The 18,134-nt window shown below is 54.4% G+C and carries 16 protein-coding genes; 1 reads left to right on the top strand and 15 read right to left on the bottom strand.

Going from position 1 to position 18,134, the window contains the following annotated elements:
• Positions 1-121: 121 nt before the first annotated feature.
• Positions 122-742 carry a TVP38/TMEM64 family protein gene (locus CF651_RS03905; RefSeq protein WP_094013552.1) on the top strand — a complete coding sequence of 207 codons (621 nt, stop codon included), beginning with the start codon at positions 122-124 and terminating at the stop codon, positions 740-742.
• A 161-nt stretch (positions 743-903) separates the two neighbouring features.
• On the opposite strand, the gene CF651_RS03900 is transcribed toward CF651_RS03905, so the two are convergent.
• From CF651_RS03900 to CF651_RS03830, 15 genes are all read right to left on the bottom strand, one after another.
• Complete coding sequence (locus CF651_RS03900) at positions 904-1,404, bottom strand: ADP-heptose synthase (protein WP_094013551.1); 501 nt, start codon at positions 1,402-1,404, stop codon at positions 904-906.
• 180 nt (positions 1,405-1,584) lie between these two features.
• Complete coding sequence (locus CF651_RS03895) at positions 1,585-2,346, bottom strand: MgtC/SapB family protein (protein WP_094013550.1); 762 nt, start codon at positions 2,344-2,346, stop codon at positions 1,585-1,587.
• 1 nt (position 2,347) lies between these two features.
• Positions 2,348-3,487: a CehA/McbA family metallohydrolase gene (locus CF651_RS03890; RefSeq protein WP_245855682.1), complete on the bottom strand. Its 1,140-nt coding sequence runs from the start codon at positions 3,485-3,487 to the stop codon at positions 2,348-2,350.
• The gene (locus CF651_RS03885) at positions 3,484-3,957 is read right to left on the bottom strand and encodes a hypothetical protein (protein WP_094013549.1); all 474 of its coding nucleotides are present in this window, start codon (positions 3,955-3,957) and stop codon (positions 3,484-3,486) included. Before CF651_RS03885 ends, CF651_RS03890 begins: the two co-directional genes overlap by 4 nt.
• Positions 3,954-5,300 carry a hypothetical protein gene (locus CF651_RS03880; RefSeq protein WP_094013548.1) on the bottom strand — a complete coding sequence of 449 codons (1,347 nt, stop codon included), beginning with the start codon at positions 5,298-5,300 and terminating at the stop codon, positions 3,954-3,956. The genes CF651_RS03885 and CF651_RS03880 overlap by 4 nt, the downstream gene beginning before the upstream one ends.
• A gap of 55 nt (positions 5,301-5,355) precedes the next feature.
• Entirely contained in the window at positions 5,356-6,195 is an 840-nt protein-coding gene (locus CF651_RS03875; protein WP_094013547.1) for an ABC transporter permease, read from the bottom strand.
• Entirely contained in the window at positions 6,192-7,358 is a 1,167-nt protein-coding gene (locus tag CF651_RS03870) for an extracellular solute-binding protein (RefSeq protein WP_094013546.1), read from the bottom strand. The genes CF651_RS03875 and CF651_RS03870 overlap by 4 nt, the downstream gene beginning before the upstream one ends.
• Positions 7,359-7,393: 35 nt before the next feature.
• The gene (locus tag CF651_RS03865; protein WP_094013545.1) at positions 7,394-8,425 is read right to left on the bottom strand and encodes an ABC transporter ATP-binding protein; all 1,032 of its coding nucleotides are present in this window, start codon (positions 8,423-8,425) and stop codon (positions 7,394-7,396) included.
• A gap of 51 nt (positions 8,426-8,476) precedes the next feature.
• Entirely contained in the window at positions 8,477-9,298 is an 822-nt protein-coding gene (locus tag CF651_RS03860; RefSeq protein WP_425436195.1) for an ABC transporter permease, read from the bottom strand.
• A 309-nt stretch (positions 9,299-9,607) separates the two neighbouring features.
• Positions 9,608-12,310: a DUF5054 domain-containing protein gene (locus CF651_RS03855; protein ID WP_094013543.1), complete on the bottom strand. Its 2,703-nt coding sequence runs from the start codon at positions 12,308-12,310 to the stop codon at positions 9,608-9,610.
• Complete coding sequence (locus CF651_RS03850; RefSeq protein ID WP_245855681.1) at positions 12,311-13,663, bottom strand: CehA/McbA family metallohydrolase; 1,353 nt, start codon at positions 13,661-13,663, stop codon at positions 12,311-12,313.
• 32 nt (positions 13,664-13,695) lie between these two features.
• On the bottom strand, positions 13,696-14,571 hold the full coding sequence (locus CF651_RS03845; RefSeq protein ID WP_245855680.1) for a carbohydrate ABC transporter permease: 876 nt from the start codon (positions 14,569-14,571) through the stop codon (positions 13,696-13,698).
• Positions 14,572-14,581: 10 nt separating this feature from the next.
• On the bottom strand, positions 14,582-15,457 hold the full coding sequence (locus tag CF651_RS03840) for an ABC transporter permease subunit (RefSeq protein WP_094013542.1): 876 nt from the start codon (positions 15,455-15,457) through the stop codon (positions 14,582-14,584).
• 100 nt (positions 15,458-15,557) lie between these two features.
• On the bottom strand, positions 15,558-16,982 hold the full coding sequence (locus CF651_RS03835) for an extracellular solute-binding protein (RefSeq protein ID WP_094013541.1): 1,425 nt from the start codon (positions 16,980-16,982) through the stop codon (positions 15,558-15,560).
• Between the two features lie 83 nt (positions 16,983-17,065).
• Complete coding sequence (locus CF651_RS03830; protein ID WP_094013540.1) at positions 17,066-18,079, bottom strand: LacI family DNA-binding transcriptional regulator; 1,014 nt, start codon at positions 18,077-18,079, stop codon at positions 17,066-17,068.
• Positions 18,080-18,134 lie beyond the last annotated feature (55 nt).

Here is an 18,134-nt window from a genome sequence, read left to right as displayed (position 1 = left end):
TGAAAATGAATAAAGCTCATTTCTCCCCCCGCATGGCTCTTGCCTAAATGGGGGGAGAAACGAGCTTTTTTTATCGAAAAAGAGTACACTGGAAGGACAAGCATGCCGAAGGAGAACGGAAATGAATAAATGGATTGCAGCCGGAGTCTATCTCCTCATGATCGTTTTTTTGTACCTGTACAAGGATGAAATACTGCATTGGATCCAGTACGGGGAAGCCCCGCTCGCCTTGGTTTTCGCGGCAGCCTTAGGCTTTATCCTCGTACCGGTGCTGCCGTATAAAATCATTATCGGACTGTTCGGCTTCAAGTACGGCCCCTTGATGGGAGCCTTTATCAGCTGGTCCGCGGCTTCCGTCGCCTCGGTGATCGCCTTTTTGCTGGCCAGGTATTTGCTTCAGCAGCAGGGCAGAGCCTACTTGTCCAAATACAAGCAGCTGGAACGGCTCCGAGCAGCCATCGAGAAAAATCCGTTTCTTACGATTTTGTTCGCCCGGCTCATCCCGGTTATCCCTCAAGCCGTTGTCAATGTATACCCGGCGTTGACCTCGATCCCGGTAGTTACTTTCGCCGTGGCGTCCGCCTTGGGTAAAATTCCCGCCATGCTCCTGTTTGCTTTTATCGGGAGCCAGCTGTTTGCCGGCACGGACCGCCTCCTGCTTTCGATCGGGGTGTATGCTCTATTCCTGGGCATCGTCTACCTCGTATACCGGTTGTGGCTGAAGAAACGCTGGCAAGCTTAGATAGGGCTGTCCGTCCAAGATATGAAGACGCAGCCAAGGATAACCGGCTTCGCCATCTTTCAGGATGGCATGCGGTTGTCAAGGTAGACGAAAGTTGTGAAACTTATACTTTCCTATCCACAAAAAAATCACGGCGCCGCCAGGACCAGCAGCACGTGATTTCAGATCATTTCATCCTCGACCGCAAATTCAAAATCATCCAGATCGTACACCTGAACCGGGATTTCGCCCTCAATCACCTTCTCGATAAAGTCCGGCTGGTCCGTCAGCAGCGGGGCCTTTTCCCGAATCGAGGTCAAAATGAGCTCCGTCTCAATCGGATCGAAGCCTTCCCCGTACTCCTCGTTCTCGTAAGAAGAAACGACCGTAAAGGTGACGCTATCGCTCAGCAGCAGAGGCGCCTTGGCCCAAGGGACCGTCAATGCCCTTTCCAGCTGCTTGCGGTAAAACGGCTGCTCCAGCAGCTCGATCAGCTCCTCGATTTTGGCCCTCACATGCTTTTCATCGTGAGCGTCGGGCATAATCGCCTCTTGGCTTTCCTTCAGCTCGTACAGTTCCCTGATCGTAGAATAGGGTACCAAATAATCAACCGCCTGGCTTGGAGCAAGCAGTTCTCCATAGACTGCAATCATGACCGCTTCAATGACAAAAGACTTCCGCATTCCTGCACCCTCGCTTTAATAAAAAGTAAACGGTGAGCCTTGACTCCGCCGATCTCAACATGCTCAGAACTTCGTTCATGGCTTTGTATAACGTATAGTATACCTCGAACTTGTGCCCCCGTCACGTTGACTGCGGTGCTCCTTGATTTCCGCCGAAAAAACTGAAGCTCCAAGCCCGGCTCAAGACTCCTTGCTGATTCCCACGGATGTCGAATACAGCGGCTTGCCTTCGGACTGGACCCACTTCACAAATTCATACGCATGAATTTGCTCCATCGCCGCAAGCAGCTTATCTTGATTGCTTACTTTGAGACTCAGGGACAGCTTCATCGTCGGGATCTCGTCTTCCTCCAGCGAAGCCGGGTCCTCCGAAATCATTTTGACATGATCGATCGCAATGCCCTGTTCGCCGAAGGCCGAAGCGATTTTGCCAAGCACGCCGGGAACATCCTTGGTCATGATCGTTAATTCATGCTGGCGCCGGTGCCGCATCAGCTGCTTTTCCCACTTATTCAGCACAAACAGGCTGATCAGCACCATCCCTGTCGAGAAAAATGCCGCATACAGAAACCCCGCTCCCACGCATAACCCGATAGCCGCCACGACCCATACGGAAGCTGCCGTGGTCAGGCCGCTGATGATCGAGCCGTTGCGCAGAATTGCGCCCGCTCCGAGAAAGCCGATGCCGCTGATGACCTGTGCAGCCAGACGCGCCGGATCGATGCGCACATTAGGCTCCGCTACGAAATCCGAGAAACCATAGATGGACAGCAGCATGATCGTCGCGGACCCGAGACATACCAAAATATGCGTCCGGAACCCGGCTGCATGATGATGCCATTCTCTTTCCATCCCTACCATGCCGCCCAAGACGACAGCCAATAATAAGCGTAGCAGTAAATCCCCATGTGATATATGCCATATGCCTGCCGCCTGTATCATCCTAATCCACTTCCTCCACAAAAATCGCATTCGTAAAGCCGATCATCGTATGCGCTCCGCAAAATACCCCGATGAGCTCCGCACGAAGCCATATCACACCGGCGAGAGACAGCGTCACGCTGGCTTGAGGCTGTTCTCTCGTCACCTGCAGCTCGGCAAGCTCTCCCTTATTGCTGACGAGCCGCAGCTTTAAGGTTGATCCGGCCAGCTCCCAATGTCCTTCCCTTGCTTTGAAATCGGTACCAACGATCACTTGGACATTCCCTTGGCTGCCCCGGCTCAGGACCGCCGTGTCCCCGATTCCCCATAGGCTTCCATTCGCCGGGTCGTGCACAAACAAATCCGGCCGAGGTCCCATGGAAACGGCTATTGTCCCCCGCTGGATAGCCTCGATGGCCTTGCCGTCGGCAGCATCGCCATCCATTCCGAGAAAGGTCGCCGCCACAGGCTCGGTTAACGGCTCGGTGCTTTCATGCCAATCTCTGCCTGACGTTGCCGCGATCCGATAGCCTCGGTTCAGCAGCTCCGTCCACCACGCAAAAGCCCTGCCATTATTTCTGCGAATGGAGGGGAACAATCCGGACCATACTTCAATATAGTCGACTTGGCTCCAATCGGTCACTTCAAATTCCCAGAAACACCCTGTACACATCGGACTGCCGACTCTGAACGGATGTGCGACTCCGACGACCCCGCCCTGTTGATGAACGCCGTCGATGCCCCGATGAATATGAAACGGGCTTAAGCCGCGCCAATCCACATATTCCCGAATCCCTAACGTAAGCATATGTCCAAAAAAGGTCGTCCATTCCAGGCCTGGAATGATATGCACTCCGGTTTCCCGGAACACCGTTTCCCTGCCGGCGAGCCCGGTCATCGTATTGTGATCCGTCAAGGCAGCACCCGACAGTCCCAACGCCTTGGCTGCCGAGGCAAGCTCGGCAAGCGATTGCTTGCCGTCGCTGTGAAAGGTATGGCAGTGCAGCTCGTACGGCAGCCATTGCAGCGGCCGGTCCGGTTCCGGGGAGTAGAGCCCCCCTCCACTAACCGCACGCACAATCTCTGTTACACTTGCTCCACTCTCCATGTCCTCTGCACCTGCGCTTCCACCCGCCATGCTTGCCCGATCCTCGCGCTTCATGAGGTACTTCCCCCTTCCCATACATGCAGCTTGTAACGGCACTGAGCCGTGACGATGCAGTGAAGGCTGATCGTAATACGCAGCTGACCGCGCGGAAAGCTGCCGGGAATCAGCCCCGGGGACGCGTTGTCCGGACCCGCAACCAGATGCTGCACCGGATCGTGCCGGTGGGCCGCACCGCGAAACCCGGTTTCGTCATCCAAAGAAATCGTCAGCAAATTTTGCAAAGGGAGATAAGCTTTCCAATTATCGGTATACGCCCGGACGTTATCGCCTGCATTAAATTGGTGAAGCCCCGCCTCAATCAGCCGCTTGGATTCCGCTTCATCCTCCAGCTTCTTCGGCGCATACTCGAATTCCACATGCAGGTCATGGCAATCCTGATGAAGGTGCAGCGTATACGTAATATGGCTTTTGGAGCCGCTGGGCGTAACCGTTCCTTCGGCAGTCAGTAATGTCGTCGCTGTCACTGTGCATCCCCGCCCATTCTCTGCTCTGCGGGAAGCCTCCGCCATAACGTTTGTCTCGGCTGCTCCTCCGTAACGATTACCTTCACCGAGCTGCGGATCGGTACGTTGGGCTCATACTCCTCATTCAGGAAAAAGCCTTTAAACTCCGGCACCTCCACCGACTTCTCCCCTCCCGGCAGCCAGACGGCGCACACCTCTTCAATATCTGCGATTCCCGTTCCCTCCGGCAGTTTGACGGTCGTCGAGAATTGGAAATACGGCCCGTCGTAGGCGCAGCGAAAATTGCCGTACCTCAAGTCGCCGAAGCTTCCCGAGAACCATCCGTTCACCCCGGCTATTTTCACCTGAATGTCGATGGAAGTCTTGAGCTGGGGATTTTCCGTTACTTTCGCCGTCTGCACGTACAAATAATTGCGCAAGTCGCCCAACTGGAATGAATTCGCCAGCACGGGCCGCTCCATTGGAAACTGCCGCAGCATCTCCCAGGCAGTCACCTGGTACGTGAATGGAAAAGCGTCCATGACCCGTTCCCTCGGCTCCCGCTCCGGTCTCCACTCATAGATTGGAGGAAAAAGAAACCGGTACGACGAAGTGACCGTCTGATCCACCATCCCGTTGGCTGTAGCAATTTGAAGCACAGGATGACCGCCCAGGGCAGATATGCCTTCATAATCCGTTGTCCTGTGGTCCGGCCCCTGAAAGGTGGCGCCCCGCACCTCTCCCGCTTCATCCAATACAACCCGGTATACCCATTCGATATCCGTAGTTCGCCCCCATTTGCTCATTAATAACGGGGTCGGCGTGCCTTCATCCTCATGCGAGAACAGGATCTGGTATTCAATTGCCCTGCCGCTCCCTGCAGGCTCCGTCCAATAAAACATCAGCATCGGCGTATCCGTGTACCGATTATCGTAGTCATGGTACAAGTTGCGTCCATACAAAACCGGCACATGCTTGTAGATGACAAATAAATCCGATTCCGCTGTAACCGCGTGGAGCTTCACCTCCTGTACGAAGGCCCTCCATACCTCCGGCGACGAGATAATCGCGTTAAAGGCGAGACGCAGCTTGTACGCCCCGGCCTTCATGAAGCCTAGCAGCCGGGTATAGGTCAGAGGCCTGTTGCCATAAAACAGGATACAATCCTGGTTATATTCTTCTTGAACCTCGATGCGAAGAACGGACGATTCGTAATCCGGCAGCGTCCAATGACTATCGGATTTCGCCAGCAAATCCAACTCTACATACCCATCCTGCTCCAGATGGAACTCCATCTCAAAATCCTGTTCTTCACGAATTTCCATCCAATCCAGCTCTCCCGAGACGGCTATCTGCTGTTTCATTCCTGTTTCCTCCTCTTAAAATGCACCTCCCCCCGCAGGGAAAGGTGCATCCGCCTTAATGTGACTTATCGTCTTTGATCATCGTACGAATATAGAAGTAGCCCATAAAGGAGCAAAGCACAAACATGAACACTGCGTTGGCGCTCGCCAGCTGCGTCTCTTGGTATACCGAGAAAATTTGCTGCATCGCCACCCCCAGTACCTGGGGGGAGTTGGGCCCGATCAAATAAGGTGCGGTAAACCCGCCGATTATTCCCATGAAAATAAAAGTAACGGCAACGAGCATTGTCCGGTACGACAGCGGCACGATAAACTTCAAGAACAGCTGTACACGGCTTGCCCCTACATCCTTGGCGCTCTCAATGACCGCATTCGGAATGCCTGCGAGCGCAGAGCTGAGCAGCATGGTCGTGAACGGAATGTTGAACCACAGGTTGGCCAGGATCAGGCCCTTGTAATCGAAGATGAGCTTCGGCAGCGCCTCACTCCCGAACAACAGCAAAATTCGGGACAGCCATCCGTGATTCCCGTACATGTTAATCATGCCGTACGAGGCGATAACGGATGGAATAAACATCGGAATCATATACATTTTTTGAATCCACTTCACGATAAGACCGCTGCTGAAGCGTAAATAAATGGCCATGATATAAGAGATCAGCAGGACGAGCACGACGGAGGTCAGCGTTATTTTTAACGTAAATACAATATTGCCAACGCTGACCTTATCCGTAAATAGGTAGATGTAATGCTCCAGGCTGTACTCCCCGGCGCTGTTCTGGAAGCTCTCGTTTATCGCGAGCACGATCGGGACGATGACGACGAAGGTCAGCACCAGAAAGGAAGGAAGGACCAGCAGCAGACCCCATATACTTTGCTTCGTTCGCTTCGTCATTCGCCCGCAACTTCTCTCTGCCAGCGCTTCTGAATCTCCTTGCCCAGGTCGCCCAGGTTAAACTGACGGTAGCCGCCGGCGACATCCTTGAATTTATCCCTCAGCTCCTGCGGCATTTCCGACCATTTGATCCCCGGGTAGCCGAACATTTTATTCACGATGACGGTTTGCGCTTCAGGCGACAGTACGAAGTCCAGAAACTTGTTGATGGACTCCGAGTGCTCCGACAGCTTCGGCACCATCAAGTACGTCGGTCCGCCGGTAAAGGCCGGATCGATTTGCGTCATTTTGACCGTATCCGGTAAAAGCTTCTTGTTCAGCTGCTCGAGCGCCATGTCCGACCAAGCCGGAATCATGTCGACCTCCCCGTTAGCCAACAGGTCGAGCGTACCTTGATTTTTCTTCGGGAACACGCCCTTCTGGTACATATAAGGCTTCAATTCCTTCAGCAGCGCAAAGCCTTTATCCCATTGGCTCATTATGCCCGGGTCGGAGTTGCGCATCGCCTCGGCCGGCAAAAAGTTATAAATGGCCGTCTGCACGAACGAGTCGCCTGCGCCTCCGGTGGACGGATCGTTGTAGGCGAACCGTCCGGGATGCTTGCGAATCCAGTCGTACAGCTCATTGGCCGTCTTCGGAGGCGTCTGCACCTTCGCGCTGTTGTAAGCGAGGATGACGGCAGAGGCCCGGTAAGGAATGGCATTATTTTTCAAATCCTTCAGGAAGCCCTCGTCGACTTTGCCGAGATTCGGAATTTTCTGCGTATCCACGGCGCCCCATAGGTCCTCCTTGATCCCTTTGGTCACGTCGCTCAAGCCGGCTTCGTAGAGATCGATATTGCCTGACTTTTGTCCGGCCTGCTTGGCGGCGATCAGCCGGTCCAGCGTGGATTGCCCGCCTGCCCCCGATTCGATATGGACCAGCTTTACCTTGATGTTCGGATTCTTCTTCTCGAACGTCGGAACGAGCGTTTCCCACAGCTCTTTGACGTTCAGGGAGCCTGTGAAGTAAAACGAGAATTCATCCTTGCCTGTGCCTGCGGCCGCTCCTCCGCCTGCTGTCGGCTTCGTCGAGCTGCTGCAGCCGGCCAATGCCGATAATGCGAGTACGGATGCTAAGACGATGCTTACCCTTTTTCTTCGAATCGATTGGTTTACAGACATGGAATGCCCCTCCTTAGGATGGTGAATGCCCGCGCTTACGCGGACGGATAACACAGCACTTTGGCACACGATACTTGAACCTGCTGACCTGTATACAAATCCCTGACCTGATCTCTCGGCAAAAAGGCCTTCAACGGGCCGCACCCGGTTTCGAGCGATATTTCCGCATAATGCCCCAAAATCATTACCTGATGAATCGTCCCTGCCATCCCTTCTCCTGATTCCCTATTACGCATCACGCTGACATCCTCGGGACGAACAGCTAACGTCACCTCACCTTGAAGCTGCTTCGGATTGTCGAACTCCAGCCCGGCCATCCGCACTTTCCTCCCCTCTGCCACCCCTTTCACAAAGTTCATCTTGCCTATAAATTGGGCAACGAATAAGCTGCTCGGATTGTCATAAATTTCTTGAGGCGTCGCAATCTGCTCGATATGCCCGCCGTTCATCACCACGATATGATCGGAAATGGAGAGTGCCTCCTCCTGATCGTGCGTCACAAAAACCATCGTCAGCCCTGTGCTGGCCTGAATATCCCGCAGCTCCTCCCGCAGCTCGTGGCGAAGCTTCGCATCCAGCGCCGAGAACGGCTCGTCGAGCAGCAGCACCGCCGGCTCCAGCAAAAAAGCCCGCGCCACCGCGATCCGCTGCTGCTGTCCGCCGGACAGCTGCCCCGGGAATTTCTGCTCCGCACCGGGCAGCCGGACCAGCTCCAGCACGCGCTTTACGGCGGCGGCAATGTCGCTTTTGCTCTTCTTGCGCAGCTTGAGACCGAAGGCGAGATTGTTGTAGACGTTCATATGCGGCCACAAATTATAGCCCTGGAACACCATACCCGTCGGTCTTTTTTCCGGTGGCAGCTTCAGCACACTCTTGCCCTCGATAAGAATATCGCCGGCATCCGGCTCGAGGAAGCCGCCGATGCTTCGGAGAACCGTCGTTTTCCCGCAGCCGGACGGGCCGAGGAGCGTGACCAGCTCCCCTTTCTTCACATCGATGCTGATGTCCGTTACCCCTTCCCCTGTCTTATAGCGCTTGGTTAAGCCTCGAATCGATAGCTGGTTCATAAGCTTAGGCTCCTTTAACAAAATTTCGAAAATATGGCCTGCAGACCGCCTTCATTTCATTTGGAATCCGCTCGACATCACATCGGCTGTCACAAACCGCTGTGCCGCAAGCAGCAGTACAATCGTCGGCAGCGTCAAAATAATCGAGAACACTGCTCCGGCCGTGCTCGGATAATCGGAAATGATGGAATACATAACGACAGGCATCGTGCGGAAATCGGGAATACCGACGAGATACGTCCCTTGTGCTTCATCCAGCGAATTCAGAAACGTAAAGATCGAGGCAACCGTAATCCCGGGCAGCGCCATCGGAAACGTAATGTGCCAGAACACCCGGAACGGGCTCGCCCCGACATCCCGGGCCGATTCCTCCTGCGCCTGATGCACGTTCCGGAAGGCGGATGAGGGAATCCACGTCATGAACATCAGCGTATTGACGATATGAATGAGCACTACGCCGGCAAACGTGTTCATCAAACCCAGCTTATAGAACAGAACGGCGATGGAGACGTAGAGTCCCATTTTCGGGAACGCATGAGTCAGCAGGAAGGAGAACAGGAACATTCGGCTGAGCGGAAAACGGATTCGCGCGAAAGCATAGGCGGCAGGGATGCAGATCAGAATGGACAGGACGGTGACGACCGCAGCAATTAAAAAAGACAGCCCGATCGATTTCACCACCTCATCCTTGGCCAGAACAAACCGCCACCAGTCCAGGGACCAGGATTGCGGCAGGGCGGCGGGGTACTGCCACTTTCCTGTAAACGCTAACAATAGCAGATTCATCAATGGACCCATGAAGAAAAGAGCGAAGACGACGAGCAAAATAAATTCAATGATCTTGCGTCTGCCAAGCGCTTTAAAGTACCACATGATCAGGGAATCACTCCTTCCGATTAGGGATTCAAGCAGGGAGCCGAGCGCAACAGTTAAGCGGTTAATCTACGATTGTAATTTAGACTATGCATGGCTGATAAAAACTATGATGACTCCATGGGACAAAATCAAAGCCATCGCCTAAGCGCTTAACTTATCCTCGGTTGAACAGAGATAGCATGCACATACATGCCCCTGCCTTCGCTTCTCATTTCGCATTCATTTTTCAAAGAACCGCTAGCCTTGCCTATCCCTGCAGGTCAACAACCCCTTTACACGTCCATCGAGGGATAACCTCAGGCTGGGTTATACAAGACGCAGGGTGTGCAGCTCGAACGGCTTGGTGCGGATACGGACAGTCCCCGTCTCTCCCGCTCCTGAGCGATTCAAGTCTACCCCCTCCAAATCCCGCTCCAGCAAATCCGTTATTGTGACCTGCCGAACGCCGCCTGCAAGGACAAGCTGCAGCTCGCGGCTTTGCCCCCGGCACTCACGCAGCCTCAGAATGAAGCCCTCTCCATCCTCAGCCGGTTTAAAGCAGGTGACGGCCAGCCCATTCAGGTCGCCGGGAAGCAGCTCTGTCAACGCTTCGTGAGCTTCAATCGCACCGCTCCCCAACAAACCCGAGGCAGGAAGCACCATCGGGGGCGCCATCGTCTCCTGAGCGGTTTTCCATACCTGGCCCTGCAGCCAATCCCCTTCATGCGGCACAAGTCTATACCGATACTTCAGGTCGCCGCCGACCCACTGCGGGAAATTCGTCCCCCACCAATTGTTAAACAGGTTAAAGTTCACTTCCGGCTGCACCGGCTTGTAATCCGGCTCAAAATCCCACATACCATTTCTCCCCAGGAAAAAAAGCGGGGAATCGAGCGGAATGACCGCCATCCCGGCAAAACCGTTGGACACATCGACGAAATGCTCGCAGCAATGAACCAGTGTGCTGGAAGAAGGGATCAGATCGGTACAAGGGTCCAGCACGGCGCCCAGCTTTTGGACCCGGAATTGCGGACGGTCCAGCTTGAAGGGGAACATCATATGGCCCGACTCAGCCTTCGGCGTTTCTTCTTTGCCTGACAAACGCCATTCCATATCTACAAAAGGCGAGGCTTCCGTCAAAGTAACGCTCCAACGCACCTCCCTTGCGTTGCCATACTCCTTCACGGACACGTCCGGCACAGACGCCGAGCAATGAATGCTTGCCGTCCGGCCCTCCTGCACAATGCGAATGTCACTCAGCTTTTCCGTGGTGCAGGACAGCCGCTGCTGGTGCTCAGGATAGTCTGTTTTGCCAAAATCGTGCACGCCCCAGTCATAAAAGCGGTAGGCGTATTTCTTTAAATACCGGGTAATCTCCCGGTTTGAATACACGTTATATTCGTACTGCCCAAAGCCCGATGCAGCCTGGGCATCGACCCATTCCTTGCACAGCCTCTTATCCCACAGGCTGGTTATCCAGCCGGTCGAGCGGCTGACCTTCACGGTCAGGAAGGGGTTCTCCAACACCGCTTCGGTATCGGTCATGTAGGCCCTCACCGTGCCGGCAGCCCCCGGCTCGTCCCCAGAGCGCTGCCCTGTCTTGGCATACGCCAGCGTCTTGAACCCAAGCGCAGGCAGCGCCTTCACATGCGCTATGGCTCCCTGCCCGCATGGCCTCAGGGCGAGCACCTCCCCGGTCGCGGCATCCATCAGCACTTCATCCTCTGAGGGAAGAAGGCTTGTCCCGATCCGAACCTCAGCATCCCGCTTCCACCCCAACGTGTTATAGACCCTCAGCTGTTTCACACCGGCACCATCCTTAGGGGTCCCTCCGCAGGTTAGGCAGCCGGACATTGCTTCAACCGCCTGGCCTAATGCCCACTCCGCCTTATCGAGGTAACCGGCCTGCTCCCTCCACGATGCCTCCATCAGCCGGTAACGCTCACTCTGCTTCTCTTTGCGGAAGGAGGGCTTATCGTAGGTTCTAGGAAAGAGGAACGTTTTGCAATCCAGGCCCCAGGTATGCTCGCCGAATAACAGCGTCTGCTCGTAGCTCGTGTCGATAAAAGCCTTGCTCCTGGACGCAGCTGCCTTCTCTCCTGCAGCCGGGCCCCCTTGCCGCCTCCCGGTAAAAAGATTGACCGCCAGCGCGCTTTCAGCCGCAACGATACGGCCCCGCAGCTCCCGCACCCGGGACACCTCACGCGGAGCGGTACCCACGCCATGAATCCAGGAGTCCGCCATATCTCCTCGGATGACGGGAAGCTCCGGATTTCTCGACAAGAAATCCGCTGCAAAGTCTCCCAGGCTGCCAATATGCAGCTCTGCCTGCAGGCCGACCTCCTCGATGGAGGCCTTCATCTCTTGAATAACCGAAGCATCATGCGGACCATGGTTATCGCTCGTCTGGATCATCGCAAGCCATACGGGATGCGGCCAATCGTCCGGCGGCACAATGCCGGTCCCGTACGCGCCCTTGGAGTAAAGGGTAAGCAGCCTGGCTCCGTCCGGCCCTTCCCAATAAAATACCGGCGGGACATCGGGCGGCGTCGTGGCCGGGTTGCAGCCCAGATGAAGGATGTGCACCCCCGCCTTCTTCAGCAGGGACGGCACCATCCAGGTATGCCCGGGCACATCCGTCATCTTCGCATCCTTCGGGTCATAGCCGAACCGTTCGGTCAGTCCCCGGGAGACGTACATCCCCCGGATCCATTCCTCCAGCCCGCAAAACTCCGTATGCGTCGTATAGGGAAGCTTATGCCAGATCAGTTGCCGGTCCCTCACCAGCTCATCCGCCTTGCGCTGATCCTGCGGCTCGCTGCCCTGCAGCGATTGGAGCAGCGGCCAAGCCGCCATCGTCCATACGTACTTCTCGTGCTCCCCATGGCCTGAGGTCTGATCGCAGATGTCGATCACATCCTTCAGCATCTCCTTGCGGTACCGTTCCACAACCTCCGACGCCAGACCGGTAAAGCCGATATCAAAATGAGTTTTGAACACGACATAAATTTTTTCCAGGGGCTGTCTCATTCATCCATCTCCTTCGTTCCCTCTTCCTGCGCCAAGCGTCCTATAAATCGGATTCGTCAATGCCGCCAGCAGCACTCGCTCCGCTTCCTTGAAGGAACGCCATACCTCAACCCGGTAAAAGCTTCGCCCCTCCCACGCCTCAGAGGGCAGCTGCAAAGCTGCTTGCGACTGCTCCAAGTCACCTTCCCCCTCCAGGCAAAGCTCCTTTTCCAGCCCCTGGTTACTAATCCAACGAACCAGGTCACCCGGGAGCAAGCCGGCGGCTTCAACTCTTAAAGCTCCGGTCGATTGCCCGGCAGGAACGAGATCCCCTGCTCGATAGGCTCCTTCCCCGCATGTCAGCTCCAGGAAAGGGCCCTCCGGGGCAAAGCTGATACCGACGTGACCCTTGCCGATTCCATCCAAAATCCCTTCCGCAGTCCTGCTCTCCGCATAAACCCAAGTACAGGGCATCGCGTGCTTGACCATCGGGTCCGGCCGATGCGTATCGCTCCCGCCTATCGCCACCAAGCGGCGGCCTCCTGCCAGCTGCTCCTGCCACCATTGCAGCGTCCGTTCATTGCGGGCGGACCAAGGCCCGTTCCATACCTCGACCCAGTCGTGATCGACGGCAAAGTCCCATTCCCACGGACAATAATCACAGTGCGGGTGGTTCAGCACGATCCTCGCTCCCCGCTCCCTTGCCATGCGGAGCCGTTCGTTCACATCCGCCTGATGCCGAACCCGAAAATCATCCAGCGGATCGGCCACGCCCAGTAAATTGCTGTGCCCGAAGTTGGTCGTAAACTCCATGCCCGGTATCATTACAACCTTCGTATTTCGGGGATAAGCGAGATTCTGGCTGACGGCGTTATGATCCGTCATCGCGATGAAATCACAGCCGAGCTCCTCCATGATCGCCGCATTCTCCTCCAGCGTATACGTCCCGTCGCTGTGCACGCTGTGTGTGTGCAGATCCCCTCTGAGCCAACGGCCGCCAAGGTGGCGAAACTCCACCGTTATCGTCACCTCGCAGCCCTCCTGCGGCACTTTATACGCATTATGCAGGACTGCCCAACTGCCTGGGTCCAGGTCGCCGGGAATATATCCCGGCGTTGCTGTTTCCCTTCCAATGCGAAATCCGGCTCGCGCCCCTCCGCTCCAGCCCCTGACCCTGCGGCTGTCCCTGACGCCGAGATCGATCACCGCCCCGGGAGCACCGAACGATTCAACGCGGTACGTCACCTGTATTTCCTCGACCCGCTCCGGCATGTCAAACGGCACTTCAATGTAGCTGCTTTGCTCTTCACGGCTGATGCGGCGTGTAAAAACGGCAACGCTAGTATGCGGCAAGCCTGTGTTCAATTCATTCACGCTCCCTGCTCCGTTTTTATTGAATCGTTCGCTTATTCCTTGTTGGCGCCTACCATAATGCCTTTAACAAAATATTTTTGCACATAAGGATAAATGATCATTAAAGGGATCAGAGCGATGACGATACCCGCCATGCGTACATTCGTCGTAATGACGAAGTTGCTTGAGGTCGAGTCCGTGTCGATTATGAGCGATTTCAGCGCAATTTGCAGCGTGTACTTCGCATGGTCGTTAATATACAGCAGGGCCGGAGTAAACTGATTCCACCGGCTGACGAATTCAAACAGCGATACCGTAGCCAGCCCTGCGCTGGCCAGAGGCAAATACATCGTCACGAAAATCCGGAAATCTCCCGCTCCATCGATCCGCGCCGATTCTCCCATCTCCGATGGAACGGACATAAAAAAGTTGCGCATAAGCAATATGCTGAATCCGGATACGAGCCCGGATAGAATAAGCGAGGTCAAAGTGTTCAATAAGCCGAGCTCCTTGTTGACCACATACAATGGAATCATGATGGCTTCGCCCGGTATGGTCATGGTGAGCAGGATGAGCGATACCATCCACTTTTTGCCCGGCAAGCCTTGCTGCACGAGCACATAGCCCGCCATTGAGCACAGCAGCACGTGGCCGACGGTCCCCACCAGCGTAACGATCACATTATTCGTAAAAGGAACATACAGCTGCATCCGGTTCCATACGGTGGAAAAGCCCTCTATGCTGAACTCTTTAGGGAACAGCACAATCCCCGGCTGCATGGATGCGAAGTTGGTAGAGAAAGCCAACGCGAACGTATTCAGGAAAGGAATAATCATCGTAGCTACCGTTAGCAGCAGCAATCCGATATTGAGCGTGTCGAACGAGCGGCTTGCCCATCCGGTGTACGGATTCGTTGCTTTCATCCTCATAAAATTGTTCTCACCCCTCGTCATAACGAATGATGGCTCTGGTAATAAACGTGATGATCAATGTCGCCAATATCACTAAAAATCCTGCGGCCGTGGCCAGGCCGATCTTGAACTCGAGAATTCCTTTTTGATACGTATACATCATCAGCACATCCACCGATTTGGCGATGGCCCCGTTGCGCATCACGAATATTTGATCAAACATGCGGAGAATTCCCAGCACATTCAACATGATAACGACCTTCATCGTTGTAACGAGCGAAGGGAGCGTCACGAAGCGTACCAGCTGCCAGCGATTCGCACCGTCGATTCGCGCCGCTTCATATAACGCCGGATTGATGGAGACGATAGCAGCCAAATATAAAATGCAGGTGAAGCCCATTTCCTTCCATACCGAGGTCAAAATCATGACCCAGCGGGCATAGCTTTCCGTGGACATGAACGCAATCGGCTTAGCTGCGCCCAGCAGCTTCAGGATTTGATTCACAATCCCCGTATCCGGCGAGAGCATAAGAATCCACATGCCCCCGACAACGACCCATGAGAATAAGTGAGGCAAATACACGACCATTTGGGTCACCTTTTTGAACCAGGTCGAGAACACCTCGTTCAATGACAAAGCCAGCAGAATCGGCATCACAAACCCAATAATTAACGTTCCTCCGCCCAACAGGAGCGTATTCTCCAGCACATGCCAGAAGGAGCTGTCCTTCAGAACGGTGCTGTAATTTTGGAGCCCGATGAAGGGACGGTTGCCGATCAGCCGAAATTCCTGAAAGCTTATGGTGAGGCCGCGAACGAGAGGATAGTAGGAGAAGATTGCAAAATAAGCCATGATGGGCAGCATCATGAGATAGAGCATTTTAAATTTCCATACCGCCTTCAAACGAATGCACCCCCTTGCCTGCAATAGTTGCGGAACGGGAGAACCGGCAGGCTGCCACCGCTGGAGCTGCCGCCCCTCCCTTCCGGTAAACCTTCCAAATCTAGTCGATCAGCTTATTCGCCTTGAGCTGCTCGCGCATTTTCTTAACCGCCTCGGCTGCCGGCATTTGGCCTTGAATTGCTTTGAACGAATACTCGTTAATGATTTTCTCAGCGTCGGCCCACTTGGGAGGCGTCAGCTCCAGCGTTGCATATTTCAGCACCAAATCCTGGGCATCCTTGACGCCGGGCAGCAAACCGAACGGGTTCGGGAACTTTTTGTTGTACCAGAACGGCACGCCATGGTCCATCGCATGCTCCTGACCGGTTTTGGTCAGCTCATATTTACCGCCGTTCTCGGTATAGTCATTGTCCTTAATCCCCATGCTTCCCAGGACGATGCCTTCCTTGGAATGCCACCACTCAATAAACTCAAATGCGGTTTTGGGATGCTCTGCATTAACCGGAATCACCCATACGTCCGGATCGCCGCGACGCAGCATGTAGCTGCCGTTAGGCCCTGCAACTCCCGGCAGTCCTTTCGCTTCGAACACCGTGCTCGCATCCTGCTGCTTTCTCGTATTGTTCAGCATGCCGACCCACGCATCCCAATAAGTAATCATCCCTACACGATCGGTCAGGAACAAATTACGCATCTTCCCCGTATCGTTCGTCGCAAAATTCGGATCGAGAATGCCTTCCTTGTACAGCTTGTTCAACCATTCATATACCGGTATTGCAGCATCCGTCGAATAAGGTACATCCAGCTTGCCGTCCTTCTCCACGTAACGCTGCTTCAAGCCCGCTCCGCTGAAGAAGCCTTGAAGCTCATACATGCCCGCCGTACTCAAACCGTAGGTGTCCTTCTTGCCGTTTCCGTCCGGATCCTGCTCCGTAAAAGCCTTCAATACTTTATAGTAATCGTCAAACGTTTTGGGCTCCTGCAAATTCAGCTTCTTCAGCCAGTCGTTGCGCACGATGGGCATCGTACCGCCCTGAAATTTCGTGAACACGCCATAAATTTTGCCGTCCTTTGTTTTGACCTGCTCCCACTCCTGGGGAGGCAGAACGTCCGGATCCTGCAGCACCTTGGAGCCCTTCACCTGATCTGTCAAAGGTGCCAATACGCCTTGCTCGATGAACAGGTTCATCTTTTCCTTGCTCACCTGAAGCAGGTCGAACTTTTCACCGGAGGCGATAGCCGCCAGCAGCTTTTGGTCATAATCCGAGGCCGGCTTATCCAGCTTCGCTTTGATACCGGTTAGGCGCTCAATCTCCTTTTCAAAAAGTGTATTTTCCTCCGGGGTCTTGCCTCCGATAACTCCCGACATCATCTTCAGCGTGCGTTCTTCCTTCTTCTCCTGACCTTGAGGCTGCCCGGACCCATTCGGAGCGGTGGCCGAACTGCCGCTATCAGAGCACCCGGCCGCGATACTACAGACTAGAATGAAGGCCACCATGGTACAGACTACGTTTGCTTTTCTCATACATCGTTCCCTCCCGGATTTACGAAATATTAATAAAGCGCTTCCAAAAATAGGTTTATAACGCCTCCGAAGCAGGCTGCGCGCTACCGCAGCTGCTTGCAGGATTCGCGGTATACCAATTCCGCTTGAACGATATGATGACGCATTACAGCAGGATCCCTCATCTTCTCTACCAGCAAATGCGCAGCCTCCGCCCCCAGCTTCTCGGCTGACAGCTCCACGGAGGTCAGCTTCGGCGTCATCTCCTGCGCCAGCTTCGTATCATTGCTCAGCGCAATGACGGACAGCGTGTCCGGCACCTTGATCCCGAGCTCTCTTGCGGCTCTAAGCACACCAAGCGCTACACGATCGGTATCGGTAATAACGGCCGTATACTCCAATCGCTGATATGTATTGTGAATCGATATGTAGCCGTATTCCGTCGGGCTCGAGTGCAGCCTGCGGGAATAATTAATGACATACTCCTTATGCAGCGACAAGCCGTGGCGTTCGAACGCCTCTGCCAGCCCGCTCTCGCGGTCGTACGCCACCGTCATATCCGACGATGCGTTCAGAAACAAAATCGATGTATGTCCGCTGCGAAGCAAGTAATCCCCTACTTCATAGCTCAGCTGGGTGTTATTGTTATCCACGTAGCTCACTTTCGCGTCGATGGGATCCGGTCGGCCTACGAGAACTAGCGGAATGCCCATCTGTTCGTATCTGGCAATTCTCGGATCGTGCTTGCGCGGATTGAGCATGATCATGCCGTCTACAGGATCGCTTGAAAATTGGTTCGGGTCATCATGCTCGGGCAGCGTATCCAACAGCACCCGGTACCCGTGCTTCGAGCATTCCTTGATAACCCCGTTAATCATCTGAATCTCAAATTGCGACATGATGCCATCCTTGGAAATCGGCATTTTCAAGCCGGCAATCATCGTTTTCTTCATAGCCAGGCTTCTTGCGATATGATTCGGGTAATATCCCAGCTCCTTGGCCACCTCCAGCACCCGCTCGGTCACTTCTTTGCTGATCGGTCTCTTTTTGCTGAATACGCTGGATACAGTGCCCTTAGAAACCCCGGCGAGCTTGGCAACATCATCAATGGTAGCCATGATCCCTCCCCCTTTCACTTCAAATCTACCATCGTTAAACCGGTTTAATTAAACC

The organism is Paenibacillus rigui (assembly GCF_002234615.1).
Classification (GTDB): Bacteria; Bacillota; Bacilli; order Paenibacillales; family NBRC-103111; genus Paenibacillus_S; species Paenibacillus_S rigui.
The sequence above is the reverse complement of the archived record's forward strand: the minus strand, read 5'-3'. Positions and strand labels throughout refer to the sequence as shown.

What these genes read in the sequence shown, in the direction of transcription:
- CF651_RS03905 (WP_094013552.1), top strand. Translation starts at nt 122, where the DNA reads ATGAATAAATGGATTGCAGCCGGAGTCTATCTCCTCATGATCGTTTTT.
- CF651_RS03900 (WP_094013551.1), bottom strand. Translation starts at nt 1,404, where the DNA reads ATGCGGAAGTCTTTTGTCATTGAAGCGGTCATGATTGCAGTCTATGGA.
- CF651_RS03895 (WP_094013550.1), bottom strand. Translation starts at nt 2,346, where the DNA reads ATGATACAGGCGGCAGGCATATGGCATATATCACATGGGGATTTACTG.
- CF651_RS03890 (WP_245855682.1), bottom strand. Translation starts at nt 3,487, where the DNA reads ATGAAGCGCGAGGATCGGGCAAGCATGGCGGGTGGAAGCGCAGGTGCA.
- CF651_RS03880 (WP_094013548.1), bottom strand. Translation starts at nt 5,300, where the DNA reads ATGAAACAGCAGATAGCCGTCTCGGGAGAGCTGGATTGGATGGAAATT.
- CF651_RS03875 (WP_094013547.1), bottom strand. Translation starts at nt 6,195, where the DNA reads ATGACGAAGCGAACGAAGCAAAGTATATGGGGTCTGCTGCTGGTCCTT.
- CF651_RS03870 (WP_094013546.1), bottom strand. Translation starts at nt 7,358, where the DNA reads ATGTCTGTAAACCAATCGATTCGAAGAAAAAGGGTAAGCATCGTCTTA.
- CF651_RS03865 (WP_094013545.1), bottom strand. Translation starts at nt 8,425, where the DNA reads ATGAACCAGCTATCGATTCGAGGCTTAACCAAGCGCTATAAGACAGGG.
- CF651_RS03860 (WP_425436195.1), bottom strand. Translation starts at nt 9,298, where the DNA reads ATGTGGTACTTTAAAGCGCTTGGCAGACGCAAGATCATTGAATTTATT.
- CF651_RS03855 (WP_094013543.1), bottom strand. Translation starts at nt 12,310, where the DNA reads ATGAGACAGCCCCTGGAAAAAATTTATGTCGTGTTCAAAACTCATTTT.
- CF651_RS03845 (WP_245855680.1), bottom strand. Translation starts at nt 14,571, where the DNA reads ATGAGGATGAAAGCAACGAATCCGTACACCGGATGGGCAAGCCGCTCG.
- CF651_RS03835 (WP_094013541.1), bottom strand. Translation starts at nt 16,982, where the DNA reads ATGAGAAAAGCAAACGTAGTCTGTACCATGGTGGCCTTCATTCTAGTC.
- CF651_RS03830 (WP_094013540.1), bottom strand. Translation starts at nt 18,079, where the DNA reads ATGGCTACCATTGATGATGTTGCCAAGCTCGCCGGGGTTTCTAAGGGC.